Annotated in this window: 18 protein-coding genes; 6 read left to right on the top strand and 12 right to left on the bottom strand. The window is 59.4% G+C overall.

The annotated features are described in order from the left end of the window. Positions 1-448 precede the first annotated feature (448 nt). Complete coding sequence (locus ACL2XG_RS15770) at positions 449-1,594, bottom strand: winged helix-turn-helix domain-containing protein (protein ID WP_413721775.1); 1,146 nt, start codon at positions 1,592-1,594, stop codon at positions 449-451. A 354-nt stretch (positions 1,595-1,948) separates the two neighbouring features. Between ACL2XG_RS15770 and ACL2XG_RS15765 the strand changes: the two genes are divergently transcribed. The 4 genes from ACL2XG_RS15765 (at position 1,949) to ACL2XG_RS15750 (ending at position 5,039) form a co-directional block, all read left to right on the top strand. Then, positions 1,949-2,713: an IclR family transcriptional regulator gene (locus tag ACL2XG_RS15765; RefSeq protein ID WP_413721776.1), complete on the top strand. Its 765-nt coding sequence runs from the start codon at positions 1,949-1,951 to the stop codon at positions 2,711-2,713. Between the two features lie 35 nt (positions 2,714-2,748). Beyond that, entirely contained in the window at positions 2,749-3,501 is a 753-nt protein-coding gene (locus tag ACL2XG_RS15760; protein ID WP_413721777.1) for a transporter substrate-binding domain-containing protein, read from the top strand. A gap of 90 nt (positions 3,502-3,591) precedes the next feature. After that, positions 3,592-4,266, top strand: a complete 675-nt coding sequence (locus ACL2XG_RS15755; protein ID WP_410012786.1) for an amino acid ABC transporter permease — start codon at positions 3,592-3,594, stop codon at positions 4,264-4,266. 26 nt (positions 4,267-4,292) lie between these two features. Continuing rightward, a complete protein-coding gene (locus ACL2XG_RS15750) occupies positions 4,293-5,039 on the top strand; it encodes an amino acid ABC transporter ATP-binding protein (protein WP_413723522.1) in 747 nt (248 codons plus the stop codon). 96 nt (positions 5,040-5,135) lie between these two features. On the opposite strand, the gene ACL2XG_RS15745 is transcribed toward ACL2XG_RS15750, so the two are convergent. Then, complete coding sequence (locus ACL2XG_RS15745; RefSeq protein WP_410012785.1) at positions 5,136-6,158, bottom strand: zinc-dependent alcohol dehydrogenase family protein; 1,023 nt, start codon at positions 6,156-6,158, stop codon at positions 5,136-5,138. Between the two features lie 104 nt (positions 6,159-6,262). Between ACL2XG_RS15745 and ACL2XG_RS15740 the strand changes: the two genes are divergently transcribed. Then, positions 6,263-7,168, top strand: coding sequence for a LysR substrate-binding domain-containing protein (locus tag ACL2XG_RS15740; protein ID WP_410012784.1), 906 nt, complete (start codon positions 6,263-6,265; stop codon positions 7,166-7,168). Between the two features lie 158 nt (positions 7,169-7,326). On the opposite strand, the gene ACL2XG_RS15735 is transcribed toward ACL2XG_RS15740, so the two are convergent. The 10 genes from ACL2XG_RS15735 to argH form a co-directional block, all read right to left on the bottom strand. Beyond that, positions 7,327-8,484 carry an MFS transporter gene (locus ACL2XG_RS15735; protein ID WP_413721778.1) on the bottom strand — a complete coding sequence of 386 codons (1,158 nt, stop codon included), beginning with the start codon at positions 8,482-8,484 and terminating at the stop codon, positions 7,327-7,329. Next, complete coding sequence (locus ACL2XG_RS15730) at positions 8,481-9,020, bottom strand: TetR/AcrR family transcriptional regulator (RefSeq protein ID WP_413721779.1); 540 nt, start codon at positions 9,018-9,020, stop codon at positions 8,481-8,483. The genes ACL2XG_RS15735 and ACL2XG_RS15730 overlap by 4 nt, the downstream gene beginning before the upstream one ends. Before the next feature lie 91 nt (positions 9,021-9,111). Next, complete coding sequence (locus tag ACL2XG_RS15725; RefSeq protein ID WP_413723523.1) at positions 9,112-10,215, bottom strand: iron-containing alcohol dehydrogenase family protein; 1,104 nt, start codon at positions 10,213-10,215, stop codon at positions 9,112-9,114. A gap of 174 nt (positions 10,216-10,389) precedes the next feature. Continuing rightward, positions 10,390-11,802 (bottom strand): MmgE/PrpD family protein, encoded by a 1,413-nt coding sequence (locus ACL2XG_RS15720; protein WP_413721780.1) that lies wholly within the window; start codon positions 11,800-11,802, stop codon positions 10,390-10,392. Next, complete coding sequence (locus ACL2XG_RS15715) at positions 11,795-12,769, bottom strand: polysaccharide deacetylase family protein (protein WP_413721781.1); 975 nt, start codon at positions 12,767-12,769, stop codon at positions 11,795-11,797. The genes ACL2XG_RS15720 and ACL2XG_RS15715 overlap by 8 nt, the downstream gene beginning before the upstream one ends. After that, positions 12,762-13,607 carry a polysaccharide deacetylase family protein gene (locus tag ACL2XG_RS15710; RefSeq protein ID WP_413721782.1) on the bottom strand — a complete coding sequence of 282 codons (846 nt, stop codon included), beginning with the start codon at positions 13,605-13,607 and terminating at the stop codon, positions 12,762-12,764. The genes ACL2XG_RS15715 and ACL2XG_RS15710 overlap by 8 nt, the downstream gene beginning before the upstream one ends. 68 nt (positions 13,608-13,675) lie before the next feature. After that, on the bottom strand, positions 13,676-14,503 hold the full coding sequence (locus tag ACL2XG_RS15705; RefSeq protein WP_413721783.1) for an ABC transporter substrate-binding protein: 828 nt from the start codon (positions 14,501-14,503) through the stop codon (positions 13,676-13,678). A 27-nt stretch (positions 14,504-14,530) separates the two neighbouring features. Next, the gene (locus tag ACL2XG_RS15700) at positions 14,531-15,295 is read right to left on the bottom strand and encodes an amino acid ABC transporter ATP-binding protein (protein WP_413721784.1); all 765 of its coding nucleotides are present in this window, start codon (positions 15,293-15,295) and stop codon (positions 14,531-14,533) included. 11 nt (positions 15,296-15,306) lie between these two features. Then, entirely contained in the window at positions 15,307-16,173 is an 867-nt protein-coding gene (locus ACL2XG_RS15695; protein WP_413721785.1) for an amino acid ABC transporter permease, read from the bottom strand. Positions 16,174-16,188: 15 nt separating this feature from the next. Continuing rightward, a complete protein-coding gene (gene argH, locus ACL2XG_RS15690) occupies positions 16,189-17,628 on the bottom strand; it encodes an argininosuccinate lyase (protein WP_410012772.1) in 1,440 nt (479 codons plus the stop codon). Positions 17,629-17,794: 166 nt separating this feature from the next. Here argH and ACL2XG_RS15685 point away from each other — a divergent pair, with 166 nt between their 5' ends. Beyond that, positions 17,795-18,778 carry a LysR family transcriptional regulator gene (locus tag ACL2XG_RS15685; RefSeq protein ID WP_410012771.1) on the top strand — a complete coding sequence of 328 codons (984 nt, stop codon included), beginning with the start codon at positions 17,795-17,797 and terminating at the stop codon, positions 18,776-18,778. Positions 18,779-19,065 lie beyond the last annotated feature (287 nt).

Below are 19,065 nucleotides of genomic sequence, written 5' to 3'. Positions count from 1 at the left end.
AATAATAAATAAGTAATAATGATAGTATTTATTTTATTGTAATAAACTTTGCTTTTGTAATGACTTATGATGGATAACCCTTAAATGTGGCCAATGACTTTACCCTAAATCATAGGAATGAAGATTGCAATATCAAAATTAAATTAACTGCTCTGATAGAGGAAGTGTTAATTTTTACCCTTTCTTCCGCGAGTATTCTCAAATCAAGTGAAACATAATTTATGTGATTATATAATTTGCTAATTGAATAGAGTGCTGTTGCAGGCCGGATTAATTTTCTTGCAGCGCGAGATGAATCATCTCATTATTCACTGTGTGGTACGCTTGTTACGCTGCCTGTACTTATGCACGATAAACAACCCATCAGCTGCTGCCATGGCCTTGTCGTGGGCACGCCGCGGGCGGCATTTCACCGTATGAAGGTTTTTGCGCGCCACTCGCCGGCTATCTACCCTTTTTGGAACAGTTCGAACCGGCCCAAGGCCTCGTCGATGGCAATGCGCAGATCCGGCCGCGGCTCCGTGAACCAGGTCCACTTTTGTACCATTAGCCTGCCCGCCGGACGATCCATCTTGAGATCGAGCGCGGCCACGATCTCATCCCCTACCAGCACCGGCAGCGCAAAATAACCCAGTACCCTTTTATCGGCGGGCACATAGGCCTCGAACCGATGTTCATACCCAAAAAACAGGTGTAGCCGCTTGCGCTGGATGATCAGGGGATCGAAGGGTGACAGAATGGCGGTACGGGGAGTCACTAACGGTTCAATGCTATTTTCCAGCGCCGCCGGGACGACCCAATGCTGGCTTTTCGCGTGGTTCCCGATATGGACCGGCACCAATTGCTTTTTCTTTACCGCCGCGTCAATCAGCGTACGCACCGCCGCCTTGGCCCCGGCATTGCCGAAACAAATGGAATCCAGGCTGACCATGCCCTGGGAACGCACGGCGCGCGCCAAAAGATAGTGGGCGAACTGCTGGGCGGTTGCCGGACGGGGCCGGCGGGGCCAAGCGAAATGGCGGGCGGATAAATCATAGCTTTTTAGCATGCCGGTGCGTTTGCTCACCGTCAGGTCGCCGCTGAAAAAGCCATAACGCAGCGCGCGCCGTGATGGCTTGCGGCTGCCCCACGGATGCGTCTTCTCAACCAGCACGTCATCGTTGATATCCCGGATCGACAGCGCCCCGTCGTCACGGATGCGTTTTAGCAGCGCGGCGTAATGCTGTGCATCCATGTCGGCATACGACGCATGAGGCCTGGCGCGAAACTGATTCATGGCCGGCAGGTACATGCGGTAATCCGACGTCGGCACGTAGGCCAGGGCATGTGTCCAGTATTCAAAGACCGATTTAGCCTCCGACTGGGACTGCTCAAGGTCGACGCGTCGATAGGCGGGAATACGGGTATGGAGAATATGATGGTGGCTGCGCTCGATGACGTTGATGGTATCGATCTGCACATACCCGAGATGTTCGGTGGCTAAACGTACGGCGTCAGGCCCTTCGCCGAAAGGGGCGGGCATATCGAGCCGCTGCGCCCGCAGCCAGATCGCGCGGGCCTGCCGTGCGGTTACCGGGATAGAAGATAGGGTCATAATGTTAGCTTTTCACCATGATGGGAAAAATGCCGGGCATGGTTCACCTGAGCGTGATTGACGGGTTAAACAGGTTATGCGGGTCAGCATCAGGCGGTTTTATTTCGCCGACTGTATGACGGTATATTACTGGCCTATTTTACGCTTGTCTGCACCCTCCGCGCTTTTCACCACGGTGGTGCGTCCGTCCCTTTTTAGTGCAGACATCCCTTTTGTCGCGCGTTTTAAAGAGGTTAATAACCCGAGGGTACCCAGGTAAAAACCAGCATTCCCGTGTAATGGGATTCTGTTCCCATACTGTGGCATGGATCCTGCTTGCCAAGGTTACGTCCTTTGCTTAATACGAAGCCGCCGATGTCCATTAACTCAGCATCCATGCCGGTCCAGGGTCGGGAAAATATTTCCTCCCATGAACGTGTTTTAATGATTTTAAAAGTGCTGGCGCAATTTGGCCATCCGGTCAACGCGGCGGAGTTAATGAAGGCGACCGGCCTGGCCAAGAGTACGCTTTACCGCCAGTTGGTGATGTTGAAGCGTTGGGGGTTTGTTTTTGAATCAGGCAATTTATATGCCCCCGGCCCGGTCAGCCTGCAGCTCGCCCTGGGCTTTAACACCGTGTCGCTGCTGACGCACCATGGCCGGCCGGAAATGCAATGGCTCTCGGATCTTGCACGCGAAACGGTGGCCATCACGGTTGCCGTGGATGCCCAGGCGGTCTGCGTCGATATGATCGAGGCGCCCCAGTCTCTGCGCTGCTCTTTCGAAAAAGGACGCAGCCTGCCGTTAAGGGATGGCGCCACCGCTAAATGTCTGTTGGCCCACCTGCCTGACCTGCAACAGCAATCTATCCTGCAGGCGGAATTTCCCGATCCGGCCGAGAGAAACGACAGGCTGGCGCAATTACAGGACATCCGTACCCAAGGTTATGCCTGCAGCCAGGGTGAGGTTGACGACGGCGTCTGGGGGATTAGCGCACCCTTGTTTGCCTCCGGCGCGTTTGTGCTGGGCGTGTTATCGCTGATGGCGCCTTGGCAACGGGCCGTTGACCGGCAGTCGCAATTGATAAGCATCGCCATCGAGGCCGCGGGACGTATCAATAAGCGCCTGCGGACAAGCTGATTTTTACTCTTTTATTCATTCAAAAGGAAAGAACCATGTCCATTATCCGTCCCGTTTTAGCCCGCCTGTTTGTCGCCGGCATGTTATGCCTGTCCGCAACGTCTTTTACCCAGGCCGCCGAACCGATTAAAGCGGTAACAGACGCCACTTTCCCGCCCATGGAATATATGGAAAACGGAAAGTTTGCCGGGTTTGATATCGAGCTGGTCGAGGCGATTGGCAAGGTACTTAACCGGCCCATCGCCTGGACCAATGTGGATTTTAAAGGACTGGTGCCCAGCGTGACCGCCAACCGGGCCGATATCGCCGTCTCCGCTATCTATATCACCCCGGCGCGCGCGGAAGTCGTCGACTTTACCCACGCTTACCTGAGCGGCGGCCTGGTGGCGATGGTCAAAGAGGACAACACGACGATCAAAACCCTGGATGACCTGAAAGGCAAAAAAATAAGCGTCCAGGTGGGGACCAAATCGGTGCAATGGCTGCACGACAATATTCCGTCGGCCCAATTGGTCGAGGTGGAGAAAAACCAGCAGATGTTCAGCCTGGTGGATATCGGACGTGTCGATGCCGCGGTCACCGGCAAACCGGCGGCGTTCCAATATGCGCGCACCAAAGGCGGCGTCCGGATATTGGCCGATCAGCTGACATCCGAAGAATATGGTATTGCCGTACAGAAGAACCAGCCAAGGCTTACGGCGGAGATCAACGGGGCGCTTGACCAGCTCAAGGCCAACGGTACTTATGCCGCCCTGGTGCAAAAATGGTTCCCTACCGCTGCCAAGTAAGCATGGCGCGATGAGGCATTGGCATCCTGTCTTCGGCTGTTACGCTTTGATGTAACTCTTTGTATCCGAGGCACAATCGACGGAAATACTATGACCCTAGACCTGAACTTTTCACCCGTCTTTGCCGGGGCCGGACTGTTGCTTCAAGGCACGATAGTGACCGTTGAAATCACGCTTTGCGCATTGCTGTTGAGTTGTACGCTTGGATTGCTGTTAGGCATCGGCCGTCTCAATCCCGAACGGCGCGTTATCTATGCCCTGTGCAGCGCCTACGTCGCGTTGATCAGGGGCACGCCGCTTCTGGTGCAGCTGTTTATTTGGTATTACGGCCTTCCCCGGCTTGGCCTGGTGCTGCCGTCGTTTTTCTGCGGTGTTATCGGCTTGGGATTGTATTCGAGCGCCTACGTGGCGGAAGTGGTGCGCGGCGCGATCCAGTCCATCGAAAAAGGGCAGAATGAAGCGGCGCGATCGTTGGGTATGTCCGGCGGCCAGGCAATGTACAAGATTATCCTGCCGCAGGCGGTTATCCGGATGATACCGCCGCTCGGCAATGAGTTTATCGCGTTAATCAAGAATTCGGCGCTGGTGTCGCTTATCACCATCCAGGATGTGATGCAGGCGGGCTCGACGATTATCAGTAACTCTTACCGGGATCTGGAAACCTATCTGGTGATTGCCGCCGTGTATTTTTTCCTGACCGGAATCTCAGTGCTGGCGTTGCGTTATTGTGAACAACGGCTCAAATCGAAGGGGGCGCTGCAATGACAGAATCACGCGCTATGGGCAATCCCATTATCAGGATCCGCCGTCTCGGCAAACGCTTTGGCGCCAACCGGGTGCTTAACGGTATCGATTTTGAGGTCTTCCCCGGCCAGGTGGTCGTGATTATCGGGCCCAGCGGGTCGGGCAAAAGCACTTTCCTGCGCTGCTGCAACGGGCTTGAGCAAGCGGAAGAAGGCGACATTGAGATTTGCGGCAGCACCCTGATAAAACAGGGGAAAATGTTGCCTGACGTTGAGCTTAACGAACTGCGCAAAAACGTCGGCATGGTTTTCCAGTCGTTTAATTTATTTCCTCATCTGAGCGTACTGGACAATATTTGCGTCGCTCCCCAGATGCTGCGTAACCTTAAAAAAACCGACGCCCGGGCGCAGGCGGTTAAACTGTTGGGCAAAGTCGGTTTGGCAGCCAAAGCGGATGCCATGCCCAACAGCCTGTCCGGCGGTCAAAAACAGCGGGTCGCCATTGCCCGCGCGCTGGCGATGGAGCCGCTGGTGATGCTGTTCGACGAGCCGACGTCCGCGTTGGATCCCGAACTGGTGGGCGAGGTGCTGCGGGTCATGAAAATGTTAGCCCAGGACGGCATGACCATGATTGTGGTGACGCATGAAATGGCCTTCGCCCAGGAAGTGGCCGATGTGGTGGTGGTCATGGACGGCGGGGTGATAATCGAGGCGGGCCCGCCCGCCGCTATTTTCGGCGCGCCGAGGGAAGCGCGGACCAGGACCTTCCTGCAAAGCGTACTGTCCCGCGCATGACAGCCCCGGCGCCGCTGCGCCATCGGCCGGCGGTCTGCCATGAGCGCTCCCGACCTGATGTGCCGCCGCCTGCTTCCGCGCTGCGCAAGGGCGTATTCAGCACGTCAGCACTATTTTTCCGAACGGGCCGCGATCGAGATGATCCAAGGCATCGGGCAGTTGATCGAATCCGTATTGCCGGTCGATCACCGGCTTCAGGCCGATAGTATCCACGGCGCGCACCAGATCTTCCAGCGCGCGTCGGTGGCCGACGCCAATGCCCTGGATGACCGGCGATTTCAGCAGCAATGGGCCGCCGGGGCCGCTGATGTCAAATCCCTCAAACACGCCGATCACTGAAATAGTACCGTGGACGGCCACGGCGCGAATCGAATTCGCCAGGTTGGGGCCGCCGACGGTATCGATAATATGGTCGATGCCCCGGTCCTGCGTCAGGCTATAAACCGATTCCACCCAATCGCCGTTCAGGCGGTTGATGCCGTAATCGGCGCCCAGGGCCTTGGCGCGGGCCAGCTTTTCATCGCTGCCGGAGGTGACGTACACCGTTGCGCCGTGCGCTTTGGCAATCTGCAGGGCCAGCAGCGCCACGCCGCCGGTGCCCTGCACCAGCACCGAGTCCCCGGCGCGCAGGCGGCCGCGCTCCACCAGGGCGAACCAGGCGGTCAGACCGGCGCAAGGCAGGGTACTGGCCTGCGCGTCGTCAAGCGTGGCGGGGGAGGCGGATACCCAGTCTTCATGCAAAATCACATATTCCGCCAGTACGCCTTGCAGGGCGCCGCCCAGGGTAATATAGGGCGGCGTGCGGGCATTACCCCCTGGCTTCCCGTCGATCCAGCCGGGCGTAAAATTCGATATCACCCGATCGCCGGCCTTGAACCGGGTGGTGCCCGCGCCGGTGGCATCAATCACGCCGGCCATATCCGACGCCGGGGTAAACGGCAGCGGCAGATCCAGCCCCATGCCGGTTTCGATAGCCAGCTTATCGCGGTAATTGAGGGAAACGGCGTTCACTTTTACCCGGATTTCACGCGGTCCCGGCTGCGGGACGGCGATCTCGGTCAGCTTAAGATTTCCACGCCCAATAGCGTCCATCGTCCAGCGTTGCATGGTGTCGGCCATGATGTCCTCCTGATAATAAAATGTGTTACGTCAGGATAGCGTTGATATCACGTCGCCAGTGGCGATAATATTTCCAATTATTGTTTCCAAAAAGGCGACAACCTATGACGGATCGGCTGAAAGGTATTTCGGTGTTTGTCACCTCGGTCGAAGCGGGCAGTTTTGCCCTGGCGGCCAGCCGGCTGCATCTCTCCCGTTCGGCGGTGGGCAAGACCATAGCCCGGCTTGAGCAGCGCCTCGGCGTACGTTTGTTCCAGCGCACCACCCGCAGCCAAAGCCTGACCGCTGACGGCGCGTTATTTTACGAACGCTGCCAGCGGGCGCTGGAGGAGATCCACACCGCCGAAACCTTGCTGGAAACCGGTAAACAGCAGGTCAGCGGTCGCTTACGGGTATCAATGCCGGTGCTGTTCGGCCGTCTGTGCGCCGCGCCGCTGTTGATCGAGCTGACACGGGAGCATCCCGGGCTGGAGCTGGAGCTTTCGTTCAGCGATCGTATCGTGGATTTGATCGAGGACGGCTACGATTTGGCTATCCGCAACGGGCCTTTACCCGACAGCGCCCGGCTGGTGGCGCGCCGTATCGGCGATCACCGCATGACCTTCTGCGCCTCGCCCGGTTACCTGGCACGGGCCGGCACGCCGCATACCCTTGCGTCACTGGCCCGCCTTGAGACGGTGGCTTATTTGCGCGCGGGAATGTTACAGCATTGGCAGGTTAGTCTGCCCGACGGCACGGTGGAAGAAGTGGTGCCAAAAACGCGTCTGTTAATGGATGATTTACAGGCGATCGCGGATACCGCCGCCGCCGGCTTCGGTATTGCCTGGCTGCCCTGCTGGCTGGTACGGCAACGATTGCAGCAAGGTGAATTGGTCCAGGTACTGGCGGAATACGCGGGCGTTTTTTTTCAGTCCTATGCCGTATGGCCCAAGACCACTCACCTGCCGCTGAAGGTCCGGCTGGCGGTGGACCGTCTGGCGGAGAGATTGGCGACCAGTATGAGTTTGTAGCCTGATCTCTCGGCCGCGGCTGAATAGAAACAGCGTCCAATGCTTGCCGGACAATGGCTTGCCCGCACTGAACGACCGCCAATGGAGGCCAGGATCAACGCGCCGGCCAAAGATGTCTTGCGTGACGCCGGGTTTCCGTCGTGTGGACAAAGCGTTATTTAACGGGCCGGTATCTCGTTGTCAACGTACCTTTTCTGCGGGGTATAAAACGTCATCAGCACGGAGAGAACGGCAAACATCGTAAGGGCGAAGGCGGCTCCCGTTTCGGTATAGAGCATACCAAAGACCACCGACCCCGCGACCTGCCCCGCCGCCAGCATGAAAAACACCGCTCCTGCGCCTGAGGCCGGGGCGTCTTGCGCCGCTGAGGTCCCGCAGACCAGCAATACGCCGGTCAGCGTGACATAGCCGGCGCCGCACAGCGCAACCGCCGGAAAGAACCACCACGAGAACCCGTGGCTGAACGCCAGCAGCAGAAGCGGCGCCGCCATAAACAGCTGTGAAATACGGTAAACCTGATTAAGACCGGCATACGTGGCCATGGGGCCGGTCATTGCGCCGAGTATGCCCGCGCCGCCGCTGACCAGCCAGAGCATACTCGCGGTATTTTCATCCACGCCGGAATGATGGCGCAGCACGTCCGGCCCAAAACTCCACCAGGCCGCGCTGGCCATTCCGCTGGCGAAGGCGATGATGACCAGCCGCGCTACCGGACGCCGGAGAAGCGTTTCGCGCCGGTTTTTTTCCCCCAGACGGATATTGAGGCGACCGCCGGGCAGGCAGCATATCACCGGCGCCAGGCTGGCCAGCGCCACGATGCCGAATACCGTGCAGGCTGCGCGCCATCCGCCCGGCAGATAGAGCAACACCGGCACGGACAGGATAATGCCCGCCCCGGAACCGGCGTTGATGACGGTATTCACCAGCGGCTGTTGTGTGACGGAAATAACCCGGCTGACCGCGGCGGCAAGGGATGGCGAGGCCAGGCCTGAACCCAGGCCGGCAATAAAAAGCCCGGCCGCGAGCATACCAGGAGAAAAAGCGAGGGCAAGCAGCATCAGGCCGGCGGCGGCGCAACAGGCCGCCGCCGCCGCCGGCAAGCGCGGGCCAAAACGTGCGGCCAGTACCGATGCGCATAGGGTGGACAGACAATAAGCCGCAAAGCTGCAGGCGGAAATGATGCCGGCCACCCGGGGGCTGAAGGGAATATCGCTCATGATGGCGGGCAGCATCAGTCCCCATGAGAACCTGGCCATGCCGTAGGTGACGGCGATCAGCGAGAAACCGGTGATTCCGAGCGCCACGGACGCTTTCATCGCCGTTCCCCGCCGGCGATAAGCAGCGCGGCGGCTTCCCCCGCGCGGGTCGCGGCTTCGGGACCGATAATCAGTGCCGACGTGATGGCGCCTTCAAACAGCATCCATATGGCGTCGGAAAGGGCGGCGCCGGCCGCGCAGGGCGAATTCCCGCTACAGGTCGCGATGTAGTCCCGCATCGCATAGCGATAGTCAAGAGCCTGCGCCGCCAGCCTGATATCCTGCTGCGCATATTCGCCCCAGGCCTTCAGGAAGAAGCATCCCGATGTGCCGTAGTCCCGCATCCACTGCCCGAGCACCGCGAAAAGCCTGCTGACCGCCTCCGGATGCCGCGCAGGATACAGCGCCGAAAAAAACCGGTTTTTACGATCGTGCATCACCGCCGCCGTCAATGCCTCGCGTGAAGGAAAATAACGATACAGGGTGCGCGTTGATACGCCCGCCTCGCTGCAGATCCGGTCCGTACTGGTGGCGTGGAAACCGTTGGTATAAAACAGCCGCTCCGCGGCCTGGATGATGTCTTGTTTTTTGTGCATAACCGCAAAAGTAAACCGATCGTTTTACTTTTGCAATGATTACCGCAAACATTTACCGCGTTGGGCGATAAGCGGGTGTTTTCGGGATTGACTATAACCCTCCGGGCTTGCCAATCGTCTCCGCCATCGCCTCCACACGCCTGATGGCCGCATACAGATCCGCCGCCGTAACCTTCCCCGGCATATTTGCCATATCCGGCGCATGTACCGACGCCCGCACAATGCTGTCCAGCTCTTCAGCGGTCAATTCCGCTATCTCGTTTAACCGCAGCGGCACCGCGCAGGCTTGCGCCAGCGTGATGGCCGCGCGCAGTTCGTCGTCGCAACGGTTTTCCAACGCCAGCAGGCAAAGATTGCCGAACCCCACCAGCAGGCCGTGGCCGAAATCACGGGTTTTATGGCAGACGGTAAAGCCTTCGTAAATGGCGTGGGCGGCGGCGGCATGGGCGCCGTTGCTCATCAGCGACGTCAGGCCCGCGAACATAAAAATGGCGTCCAGCACCTGATCCAGCTCCGCATTGGCCCGGCCGTCACGCACCGCCTGGCAAGCCGCCGGCCCGTAGGCGGCAATCAGGTCGTAACAAATTAAACTATTGGCCTGGGACGAGCGCTGGATCCCTATCAACCGGGTCTGTTGCGCGCTGATGGCGCGGAATTCGTACCATTTCGCCAGCGTATCGCCAAGGCCGGCCGCCAGCCAGCGCATCGGCGCGCGTGCCAGCAAATCACTGTCGATAATCACCGCCGCCGGCGCCTGCGGCAGCGAATAAAGATCCTGGAACCGGCCGTCATCAAAATAGCGTATCGACAGCGGTGTAACCGCCGCGCAGGTGGCGGCGATAGTGGGGACGGCGACCACCGGCACGGCGGCGGCCACGCCCACCGCTTTACAGGTATCCAGCGCCTTGCCGCCGCCGGCGCCAATGATCAAATCGATACCCAGCTCAGTCACCCTTTGCGTTAACCGGTGGATGTGCGTTGCGCTGCATTCGCCGCCGAACCATGCGCTGTCGACCAGCGTCACCGGGCCGGCGGCCAGCTGTGTTTTAACGGCCGCGTCCACCGCCGCCAGCGCCTGGTGGCCACCTATAAGCAGCGCGCGCCGCCCGAGTTTGCCGCACACCTCACCCAGCCGGGACAGGGTGCCGGGACCGCGCAGGATCTGCGCCGGGAAAATAATGGATTGTGCCTGCATATGTCCTATCTCCGATGACATGTTGTTCTCAATAAAGGCTAATAAGTTAACCGGCATGTCATGCATAAGCCGGATCGTCCGGCTGCTTGCGCCTGCGGCCGGCCCTGTGCGCGTCCGGGGTGATGCGCGTGATCCTGATATTCCCACGCTCTGCCCGGGGGTTCTTGGCGGCGCTCAGATAACATCATGACTGGGGATCAGCAGTCTGGCCAGCGCGCCGATATCCGTTTCATGCTCCAGATCCATTCCCCTGGCCCACAACGTCTGCGCCTGGGTGGCCGGCAACGCATGAGCCGCCAGGGATAAAAATTTATCCCGCAGCTGCCGGTCGCTGACGGGATTGGCCGGATTGCCGAGCGCGATGTCCACCCGCAGCGTCAGGCGATCGCCCTCGCGGGTATGCAGGGTAATTTCCGGTTCGCCGTCCGCGCTTAGCGCCGGATCCACCCGTAATTCAATGCGGGACATCATGGCCAGCAGCCGGGGGTCCCGACGCTGCTGTTCCCCATAGGCGTCCAGGCCCGCGTGACCCAATACCAGCCGCGCCGCCACCGCATAGGGCAGGCTCATCTGCGCGGCCGCCAGCGTCTGCAGATGCATATTGCCGCACATATCGTTAAGAAACGGGCAGAGACGGACCTCGATTTTTTCAATTTCCTGATAGCCGGCATTAAGCCTGCCGAGCAACAAACCGGCGGCGTCAATCGCCGCATGGGTGCCGCGACAGGAGGCATAGGGTTTTATCGAGCAGCGCTCCAGCTTCCATATCCGCGCCAGCTCATGTGTTAGCGCCCCGGGAGCGGCGCCGGCGGCGGCGAAGGTGGACAGGAAACCGCCCCAGCGATCGTCAAACAGCGCCCCGGGACCGGTGATACCCCGGCGCGCGCTGAGCGCCGCCAGTACGCCGCCCTCGGCGGCGCGGCCGGCATGCAGTTTTTTACTTTGCGAGCCGTCGTGAATAAATCCCCACAGTCCGCCGCTGAAGCTGCCGGCAATACCCAGCGCGGAGCTGGCCTGCGCGGCGTCCAGCCGCAGCAGGCTGGCCGCCGCCGCCGCCGCGCCGAACACGCCGCAGGTGGCGGTGGAATGCCATCCGGCGCCGTTATGGGCGGCATAACCGCCGCAGGCTTCCAGTACCCGGCGGGCAATGTCATAGCCTATGACGGTCGCCAGGATCAAGGCCTTGCCGCTGACCGGCTGCGGGCACAGCGGCAACACCGCCAGCAGGGCGGGGATCACTACCGCGCCGGAATGGTCGCAGCCGCCGGTATCGTCAAGCTCCAGCGCATGGGCGGCCACGCCATTGAGCAACGCCGCGTTGCGGGCCGAGGTTGCCAGTGAGGTGCCCCAGACTACCGCCTGCGGCGCGGCGCCTTCCTCCGCCAGCAGCCGGGTCATCTCCTGCGCCACCTGGCTGCCCGCGCCCGCCAGGCCCGCCCCCAGGGTATCAAGAATATGCCGTTTACAGCGCGCCACCAGCGCCGGCGGCAGCCGATCGAAGGAGGTATTAGCGATAAAATCCACCAGCGCCTGCTGGGGATTGGCCGCGACGGGCGCGCCGGTGTTCTGCAGTGGTGCGTCAGTCATGGGGCATCCTCTTCGGTAACTCCCCTGCGGGGAAGGGGCCGGCAGGATTTTCCCGCCCGCGATGGCGCCGCCAGACTTCGGCCGGATGCGCGGGATCGTTATCCGGCTGGCTGCGCCGCCACCAGTCGGCAACGTCGCCGGCGGTGGCGACCCAGACGTCGGAATGCGCGGCAATATAATCAAGCAGTTCGCCCAGTACGCCGATGCGGCCGGCGGTGCCGATCACCTCGGGATGCAAACGCAGGACATAGCACAGGCCGAAGCGGTAAAATCCGTCGAAATCCATCTTCATATTGCCCAGGGTCTGGCTATAGGACGCGATGCGCGACTGCGCCGGCGGCACCGCCGGGCTGAGGTTAAAGGCAAAATAGGGTTCGTCTTCCAGCTCATAGTGCAGCGGCAGTTCCACCAGCCGGGGCGCGGGTACCGCATCCGCAGGCGAGTGTAAGGGAATAAAAAAAGGCAGATCGTCGCCGCGCCAGCCCGAGGTCCAGCATAGGCCTTCAGCCACCAGGGCATCGGGCAGGCCGTCGGCCCAATTGCCCGCCGGCAGGCGAAAACCCCGCGGCGCGGCGCCGGTTATATTGGCGATGGCGGCGTTGCCGCGCCGCACGCTTTTTATCTGCTCCGCCAGCGTCAGGGCGTCAAACGATTCAAACCGATAGCCGCGGCCGGCAAGCTCATGGCCGCCCTGCCGGATTTGCCTTATCCGGTCGGGATGTTCTTCCGCCACCACGCCCGGCACGCACCAACTGGCGGGGACGTTTTTTGCCGCCAGCAGCGCCAGTAAACGATCGATGCCGCGCAGGGTGCCGTAGCGCCATACCGACAGCGTTTTTTCCCGGCCGGCCACCGCCGGCACCTGGCTCAGGATGCCGTGGATATCATTAAAATCAACCGTCACCGCCACGGCGCAGCGTTTGCCGCCGGGCCAGCGTCCCGGGGATAAACCCGCGTCATTATTCATTGCCATGCTCCTGTAGCCACCAGCGCGCCACATCGCGGCAGCGGGCGAACCACACGTCGTCGCGCCGGCGCAAATGGTCAAAAAACCGGTCGAGCAGCATAATGCGGCCCGGTTTACCGGAAATCTTCGGATGGAATAATGTGGTCAGGCTCAGGCCTTCGTCCATCGCGCCGTCAAATTCGCGGCACCAGTTATCCAGCGTCAGCGCATAACCGGCGGTGCGATCCAGGCCCGAGGGAAAGTTCGGCTCGCGGGTATAGGCCAGGGAGGAATAATCGTCCATCTCCCAGCGTCCGGGGATTTCCACCAGCGGCCGCGGCTGTCCCGGCACCCGTATCAGATAAGGCCGGTCATCACCGCGCATGCTGCTGGAATAGGTTACGCCCGCGTTGAGCAGCATCGCCGGGGTTTCCTGGTGCCAGTCGCCGGACGGCGTACGAAAGCCCTCGGCGCGAACGCCCAATACCTGCTGGAAAATATCCCGGGATGTGTCCATCACCCAACGCTGCTGTTCAGGACTCAGGGCATAGAACGACTCATGCCGGTAGCCGTGGTAGGCCACCTCGTGACCCTGCTCCACAATGGCCCGGCACTGTGCCGGCCAGTTCTCCACGACCCAGGCCGGCACAAAAAACGTGGCGGGCAGCTGGTGCGCCTTGAGCAGATCGAGGATGCGCCCCAGCGCGCGGAAAGGACCGTAGCCGCCGAAGGTAAAATAATCCGCTTTGCGCCAAATGCTGCCGTCCAGCATGGCATCGCCGGTAGGGCCGTCGACATCGAACGCCAGCGCCATACAGCCCGTTTTACCCCCGGGCCAGCGGGTGGAAGTAGAAGACATGATTACGCGCTTTCTCCGCTAACAGGCCGCGCGGCCGCAAACCGTCCACGCGGTAAAACCACGACCGGTTATTTGCCGTCGTTGATGGTGACCTCGGTTACCGCGCCGTCCTGCATGCCCCATTTCGTCAGTATTTTCATGTAGGTGCCGTCGGCAATCATCGCGGTCAGGGCCGATTTCACGCCGTCGATAAGGGCGCTGTCGTCCTTGGCGATGCCCATGCCGGTGACCTGGTAGGCAAACGCCTTGCCCAGCGGTTTATAGGTATTTTTCTCCAGGTTCATGATATACGGCAGGGTTTCGCTGCCCTGCACCACGCCGTCGATGCGGCCCTGGCGCAGCTGGGTACGGGCATCGGCAGTGCCTTCCGCGCCCACCACCACGATGGCTGGTTTACCGGCGGCCTCGCAGTTGGCCTGGCTCCAGGCGGCAATTTCCGCTGGGAAGGTGGTGCGCCGGCTGGTGCCGACCTTCTTGCCGCACAGATCCAGCATCTGGTTTATTTCACTGTGGGCGACGGTGGTGTAGAACTGCGGCCCGCTGTGGTAATAATCCACGAAGGTCGCTATGGGCTGGCGGGCTTTGGTATCGGTCATGCCGGAGAGGATCATATCGATGCGCTTGGTCGCCACCGCATTGACCATTTGTTCAAAGCCGATTTCCTGCCAGTTGATTTTGCGGTTCAGGCGTTTGCCGATCTCCATGCCCAGATCGTAATCCATGCCGGTCAGCTCGCCGGTGGCGGGATCCTTGAATTCCAGCGGCGGATAGTTAGGCATCATGGCCACTTTGATTTCGTCTTTTTGCGTCAGTTCCGCGGCACCGGCAGTCGTGATGCCGGCCGCCGTATTGAGCAACACGCCGGCGGTTAACAAGGACAACAGCGTTTTTTTCATGATCAGGTTCTCATTATGTAATGATGTTTAAATCAGGACGGCAGAGATAAAATTCTGGGTCCGCGGATTCTGGGGATGGAGCAAAACATCTTCCGGATTACCACTCTCAATGATCCCGCCTTCATCCATAAAGACCACGCGGTTGGCGACTTCCCGGGCAAAACCCAACTCATGGGTGACCACGATCATCGTCATTCCCTCGGCGGCGAGGCCGCGCATCACCGCCAGCACCTCGCCCACCATCTCCGGATCCAGCGCGGAGGTGGGTTCGTCAAACAGCATCAGCTTGGGTTTCATGGCCAGCGCGCGGGCAATCGCCACCCGCTGCTGCTGTCCGCCGGACAGTTCCAGCGGATAGGCGTCGCGCTTGTGGGCCAGCCCCACCCTGTCCAGCAGCGCCATGGCTTCCTCGGTGGCTTCTTTTGCCGGCCGCAGCAGCACCTGCGTCGGCCCCTCGATAATATTTTCCAGGGCGGTTTTATCGGGAAACAGGTTAAAGCGCTGGAATACCATGCCGGTCTTCAGGCGCTGGCGGGCCACCTGACGGTCATTGAGCGGATAGAGCTTTTTACCCACGATGCGGTAGCCCACCAGCTCGTCATCCACCCAGATGCCGCCGCTGTCGATGCGCTCCAGCTGGTTGATACAGCGTAAAAACGTGCTTTTCCCCGAGCCGGAAGGGCCGATAACGCACATGACCTCGCCGTGGTCTACAGACAGGTTAATGTTCTTAAGGGCCTGAAATTGGTCGAAATACTTATTCACATTGACGGCGTTGATGATGTTTTTCATCGGTCCTCCCGTTAGCGATCGCGGCGCCGGGTGCCACGGCCGAAATACCGTTCCAGACGCACCTGTCCAAGCGACAGCAGAGTCACCGCCACCAGATACCAAATGCCGGCGACAAACAGCAGTTCCATTACCCGGGCGTTGGCGAAATAGATGGTCTGGGCGTTATACAGCAGCTCGGAATACTGGATCATGCTGGCCAGGCTGGTGGTCTTCACCATGCTGATAAATTCGTTGCCGATGGGGGGGATAATCACCCGCATCGCCTGGGGTAAAATAATGCGCCGCAGGGCATGCAGGCGGGTCATGCCAATGGTTTTAGCGGCTTCATACTGGCCCTGGTCCACCGACAGCAGGCCGGCGCGCACCACTTCCGAGGTATAGGCGCCCTGATTGATGCTCAGGCCGAGCAGCGCGGCCATAAACGGCGTCATGATATCGACGGTGTGAACGCTGAATAGCCCGGGAATGCCCATGACCGGGAAGATCAGCGCCAGGTTGAACCACAGCAGTAATTGCAATATCAATGGGGTACCGCGGAAAATCCAGGTGTAGCCGATAGCAACGGCGCGCAGTACCGGGTTTTGCGACATGCGCATCACCGCGATAACGACGCCGAAGATGACGCCCAGCAGCATCGCCAGGACAGACATCACGATAGTATTGCCCAGGCCGAACAGAATGGCTTTGGCGGTCAGGAACTGGCCGACGAAGCGCCACTCGATTTTGCCGTGGGCGAAGGCATTGATCAGCAACGCCAGCAGCGCCAGAATAATCACCGAGGAGAAAATCCGGCCATAATAGCGCTGCGGCACGTGCTGATATTCGCTGAGATCGATCCTGGCGGACGGGTCGCCGCCAGGATAGCGCTGTTCGTTCATAGCCACTCCCGCCGGTTATTCAACAGAGGTTAACGTCAGACCGGCATAGCTGGTCACCCAGGCGGCCTGGGCCGCCAGTTTCAGGCGTAGCCGGGCGATTTGTTCGGCTACGCGGACCGGCGCGGTTCCGCCCCAGGCGCAACGCGCGTTGATAGCCGCCTCCAGGGTCAGGCACTGGCGCACCTCGCCGGTCAGGCGGGCATCCACCCCGGCCAGCTGATCGTCGCTGAGCTGGTGCAACGCCAGTTGTTGCTGTTCGCACAGCTGTACCAGCCGGCCGGTGATTTCATGGGCTTCTTTAAACGGCACACCCCGGCGGGACAGCCAGTCCGCCACCTCGGTGGCCAGGGTAAAGCCCTCCGGCGCCTGCTGCAGAAGTCGTTCGCGGTCGACGACCAGGGTCTCGATCATGCCGGCCATGGCCGGCAGAACCAATAACAGCTGTTCAACCGTATCCATGGCATTGCGCTTGTCTTCGATCAGATCGCGGTTATAGGACAGCGGCAGGCTTTTCATGGTGGCCAGCATCGCCGTCACGTTGCCGATTAAGCGCCCGCTTTTGCCGCGGGTCAGCTCGGCGATATCGGGGTTTTTTTTCTGCGGCATAATGGAACTGCCGGTGGCGTACGCATCATGCAGCGATACCCAGCGGAACTGGCGCGAGGCCCACAGGCAGACCTCTTCGCACAGCCTGGAGAGATTGACGCCGAGCATGCCGCCGGCAAACAGAAATTCCGCCACATGATCGCGGCTGGCCACCGCGTCGATGGAATTTTCGCAGGGGCCGTCGTAACCCAGATCCCGCGCCGACAGCTCGGGGTGCATGGCAATCGCCGAACCGGCCATGGCGGCGGCGCCCAGGGGGGACAGCGCGCAACGTTTATCCCAGTCCTGCAAGCGCTCGACGTCGCGGGCAAACGATTGGGCATGGGCCAGGAGCTGATGACCGAACACGATGGGCTGGGCCTGCTGCAGGTGGGTAAAGCCGGGGGCGATGCTGTTGATATGCTGCTGCGCCTGCTGCACCAGCGCCGTTTGCAATCCCAGCAGGGCGAGGACGATTTTCCGCGCGTTATCGCGCAGGTAAAGGCGCAAATCGTTGGCGGTCTGGTCATTGCGGGACCGGCCGGCGCGCAGTTTACCGCCCAGTTCCCCCAGCCGCTCGGTCAGCATGCGCTCAATAAAGGTATGCACATCCTCATCATCAATACTGGGCTGGATACGGCCCTGGCGGTGGTCATCGGCCAATTGCCCGATGGCCGCCACCATCAGGTCGGTTTCCCGCGCGTCCAGCAGCCCGGCGCGCTGCAATTCGTAAGCATGGGCGCGGCAGCCTTCCAGGTCGTAGGCGGTGAGGGCAAAATAGGCGTCGGGGCTGCGCGACAGCGCGCTGAGCGCGGCGGCGGGGCCGCTTTTGAAGCGTGCTCCCCATAAACGTTCTACCGGTTGTGGCATGGCATGCTCCTTTCATGGCATGGATGTTGCAATCTTTGCTTTATCCGCGGTCGGTGATGAAGACCGGAAGAAAAGAGGACAAACATCCGCTGGCCATGGCGAAATGAGATAAAAGAGGCTGTTAAATTGATAATGGAGAACGAGGGCGTGGGGGTAAATAGTTATTATGGAAAGTCCACTTTCCAAATTTGGAAACACGTCGCCAGTCAAAAGTGATATTAATCAGCAGAACATTGGCGTTGCCGATTTAAAGCTTTTGCGGGTATTCAAAACGGTAGTTGAGGCCGGAGGGTTTACCGCGGCCTGCAATGAATTAAATATCGGACTGGCGGCGATAAGTAAACAAATATCCGATCTTGAAATCCGTTTCGGCATGAAACTGTGCACCCGGGGACGTGAAGGATTTTATCTTACCGAGCATGGTAAAGTGGCTTATCTGGCGTGTCTTGATTTGTTCTCATCGATAAATCAGTTCCGGGATACGTTAAATCATGCCCGCCATGAAATATTCGGTGAATTAAATATCGGCATTATCGATAATACCATCACCGACGCGCAGTCACCGGTGGTGGGGGCGCTAAGCGAGATACACCGCCAGGCGCCCAAGGTCAGCGTGCGTCTCCATGCCACCCAGCTTGAGGAAATCGAGCGCGGCGTTATCGACGGCCGTTTCACCTGTGGCATAATACCCGTCTACCAGGAAAAACCCGATTTTGATTATTTCTTCCTTTATCATGAAATAGCCTATCTTTGCTGTTCAAACCGGCATGAGCTGTTTTCTTTGGCGCCTAACGCATTAACCAATGAGCGTATTGCCAGCGCCAGTTTAATCAGGCATTTCTACACCAATCATGGCCATCAAAATCCCGGGCTTCATTTTTCCTCTTCCAACGCCGTGGCGGTACAGGTCGAAGCGGTTACCATGCTTATCCTTACCGGTAATTATGTCGGATTTTTGCCCGCACATTATATCAGCCGCTATGAGCGCGAAGGAAAAATCAAAGCGCTCAAACCGGAGAATATCTCGGTGACCACGCCGTTTAATCTGGTGGTAAAAAGAGGCGCGGCGTTAAATTCCGTGGTGAAGTTATTTCGTGATGCGCTTAAAAATGCCGCCATCGCCCCGGCGGATCATACCGGGGCAGAATAATGCACCGGCCCCGCGGCATTGCACCACCCCTGGGCAATCGCTTAAAAGATTTATCACCCACTTGGAAAATATCCCGCAGCGCCAGTCACCTTACCGATTCCGCCCGCCGAACTGACATTGGTTAAATTTATTTACATATGTAAAGCTAATGAGTAGTATTCTCATTATCTTCTTTGCGCGCCCTTCTATGCCAGACTCATCAGGCTGCGCGGGGCGGGCAAGAATCATAAAAGTAGCGGTTAAATCATTGATTTAAAACAATAACGGTCTTGTGGAGAAAGAGAATG

It is taken from the genome of Sodalis sp. RH24, assembly GCF_047324145.1.
GTDB lineage: Bacteria > Pseudomonadota > Gammaproteobacteria > Enterobacterales > Enterobacteriaceae > Acerihabitans.
Note: the sequence above shows the minus strand (reverse complement) of the source record. Positions and strands in the feature narration are given on the sequence as shown.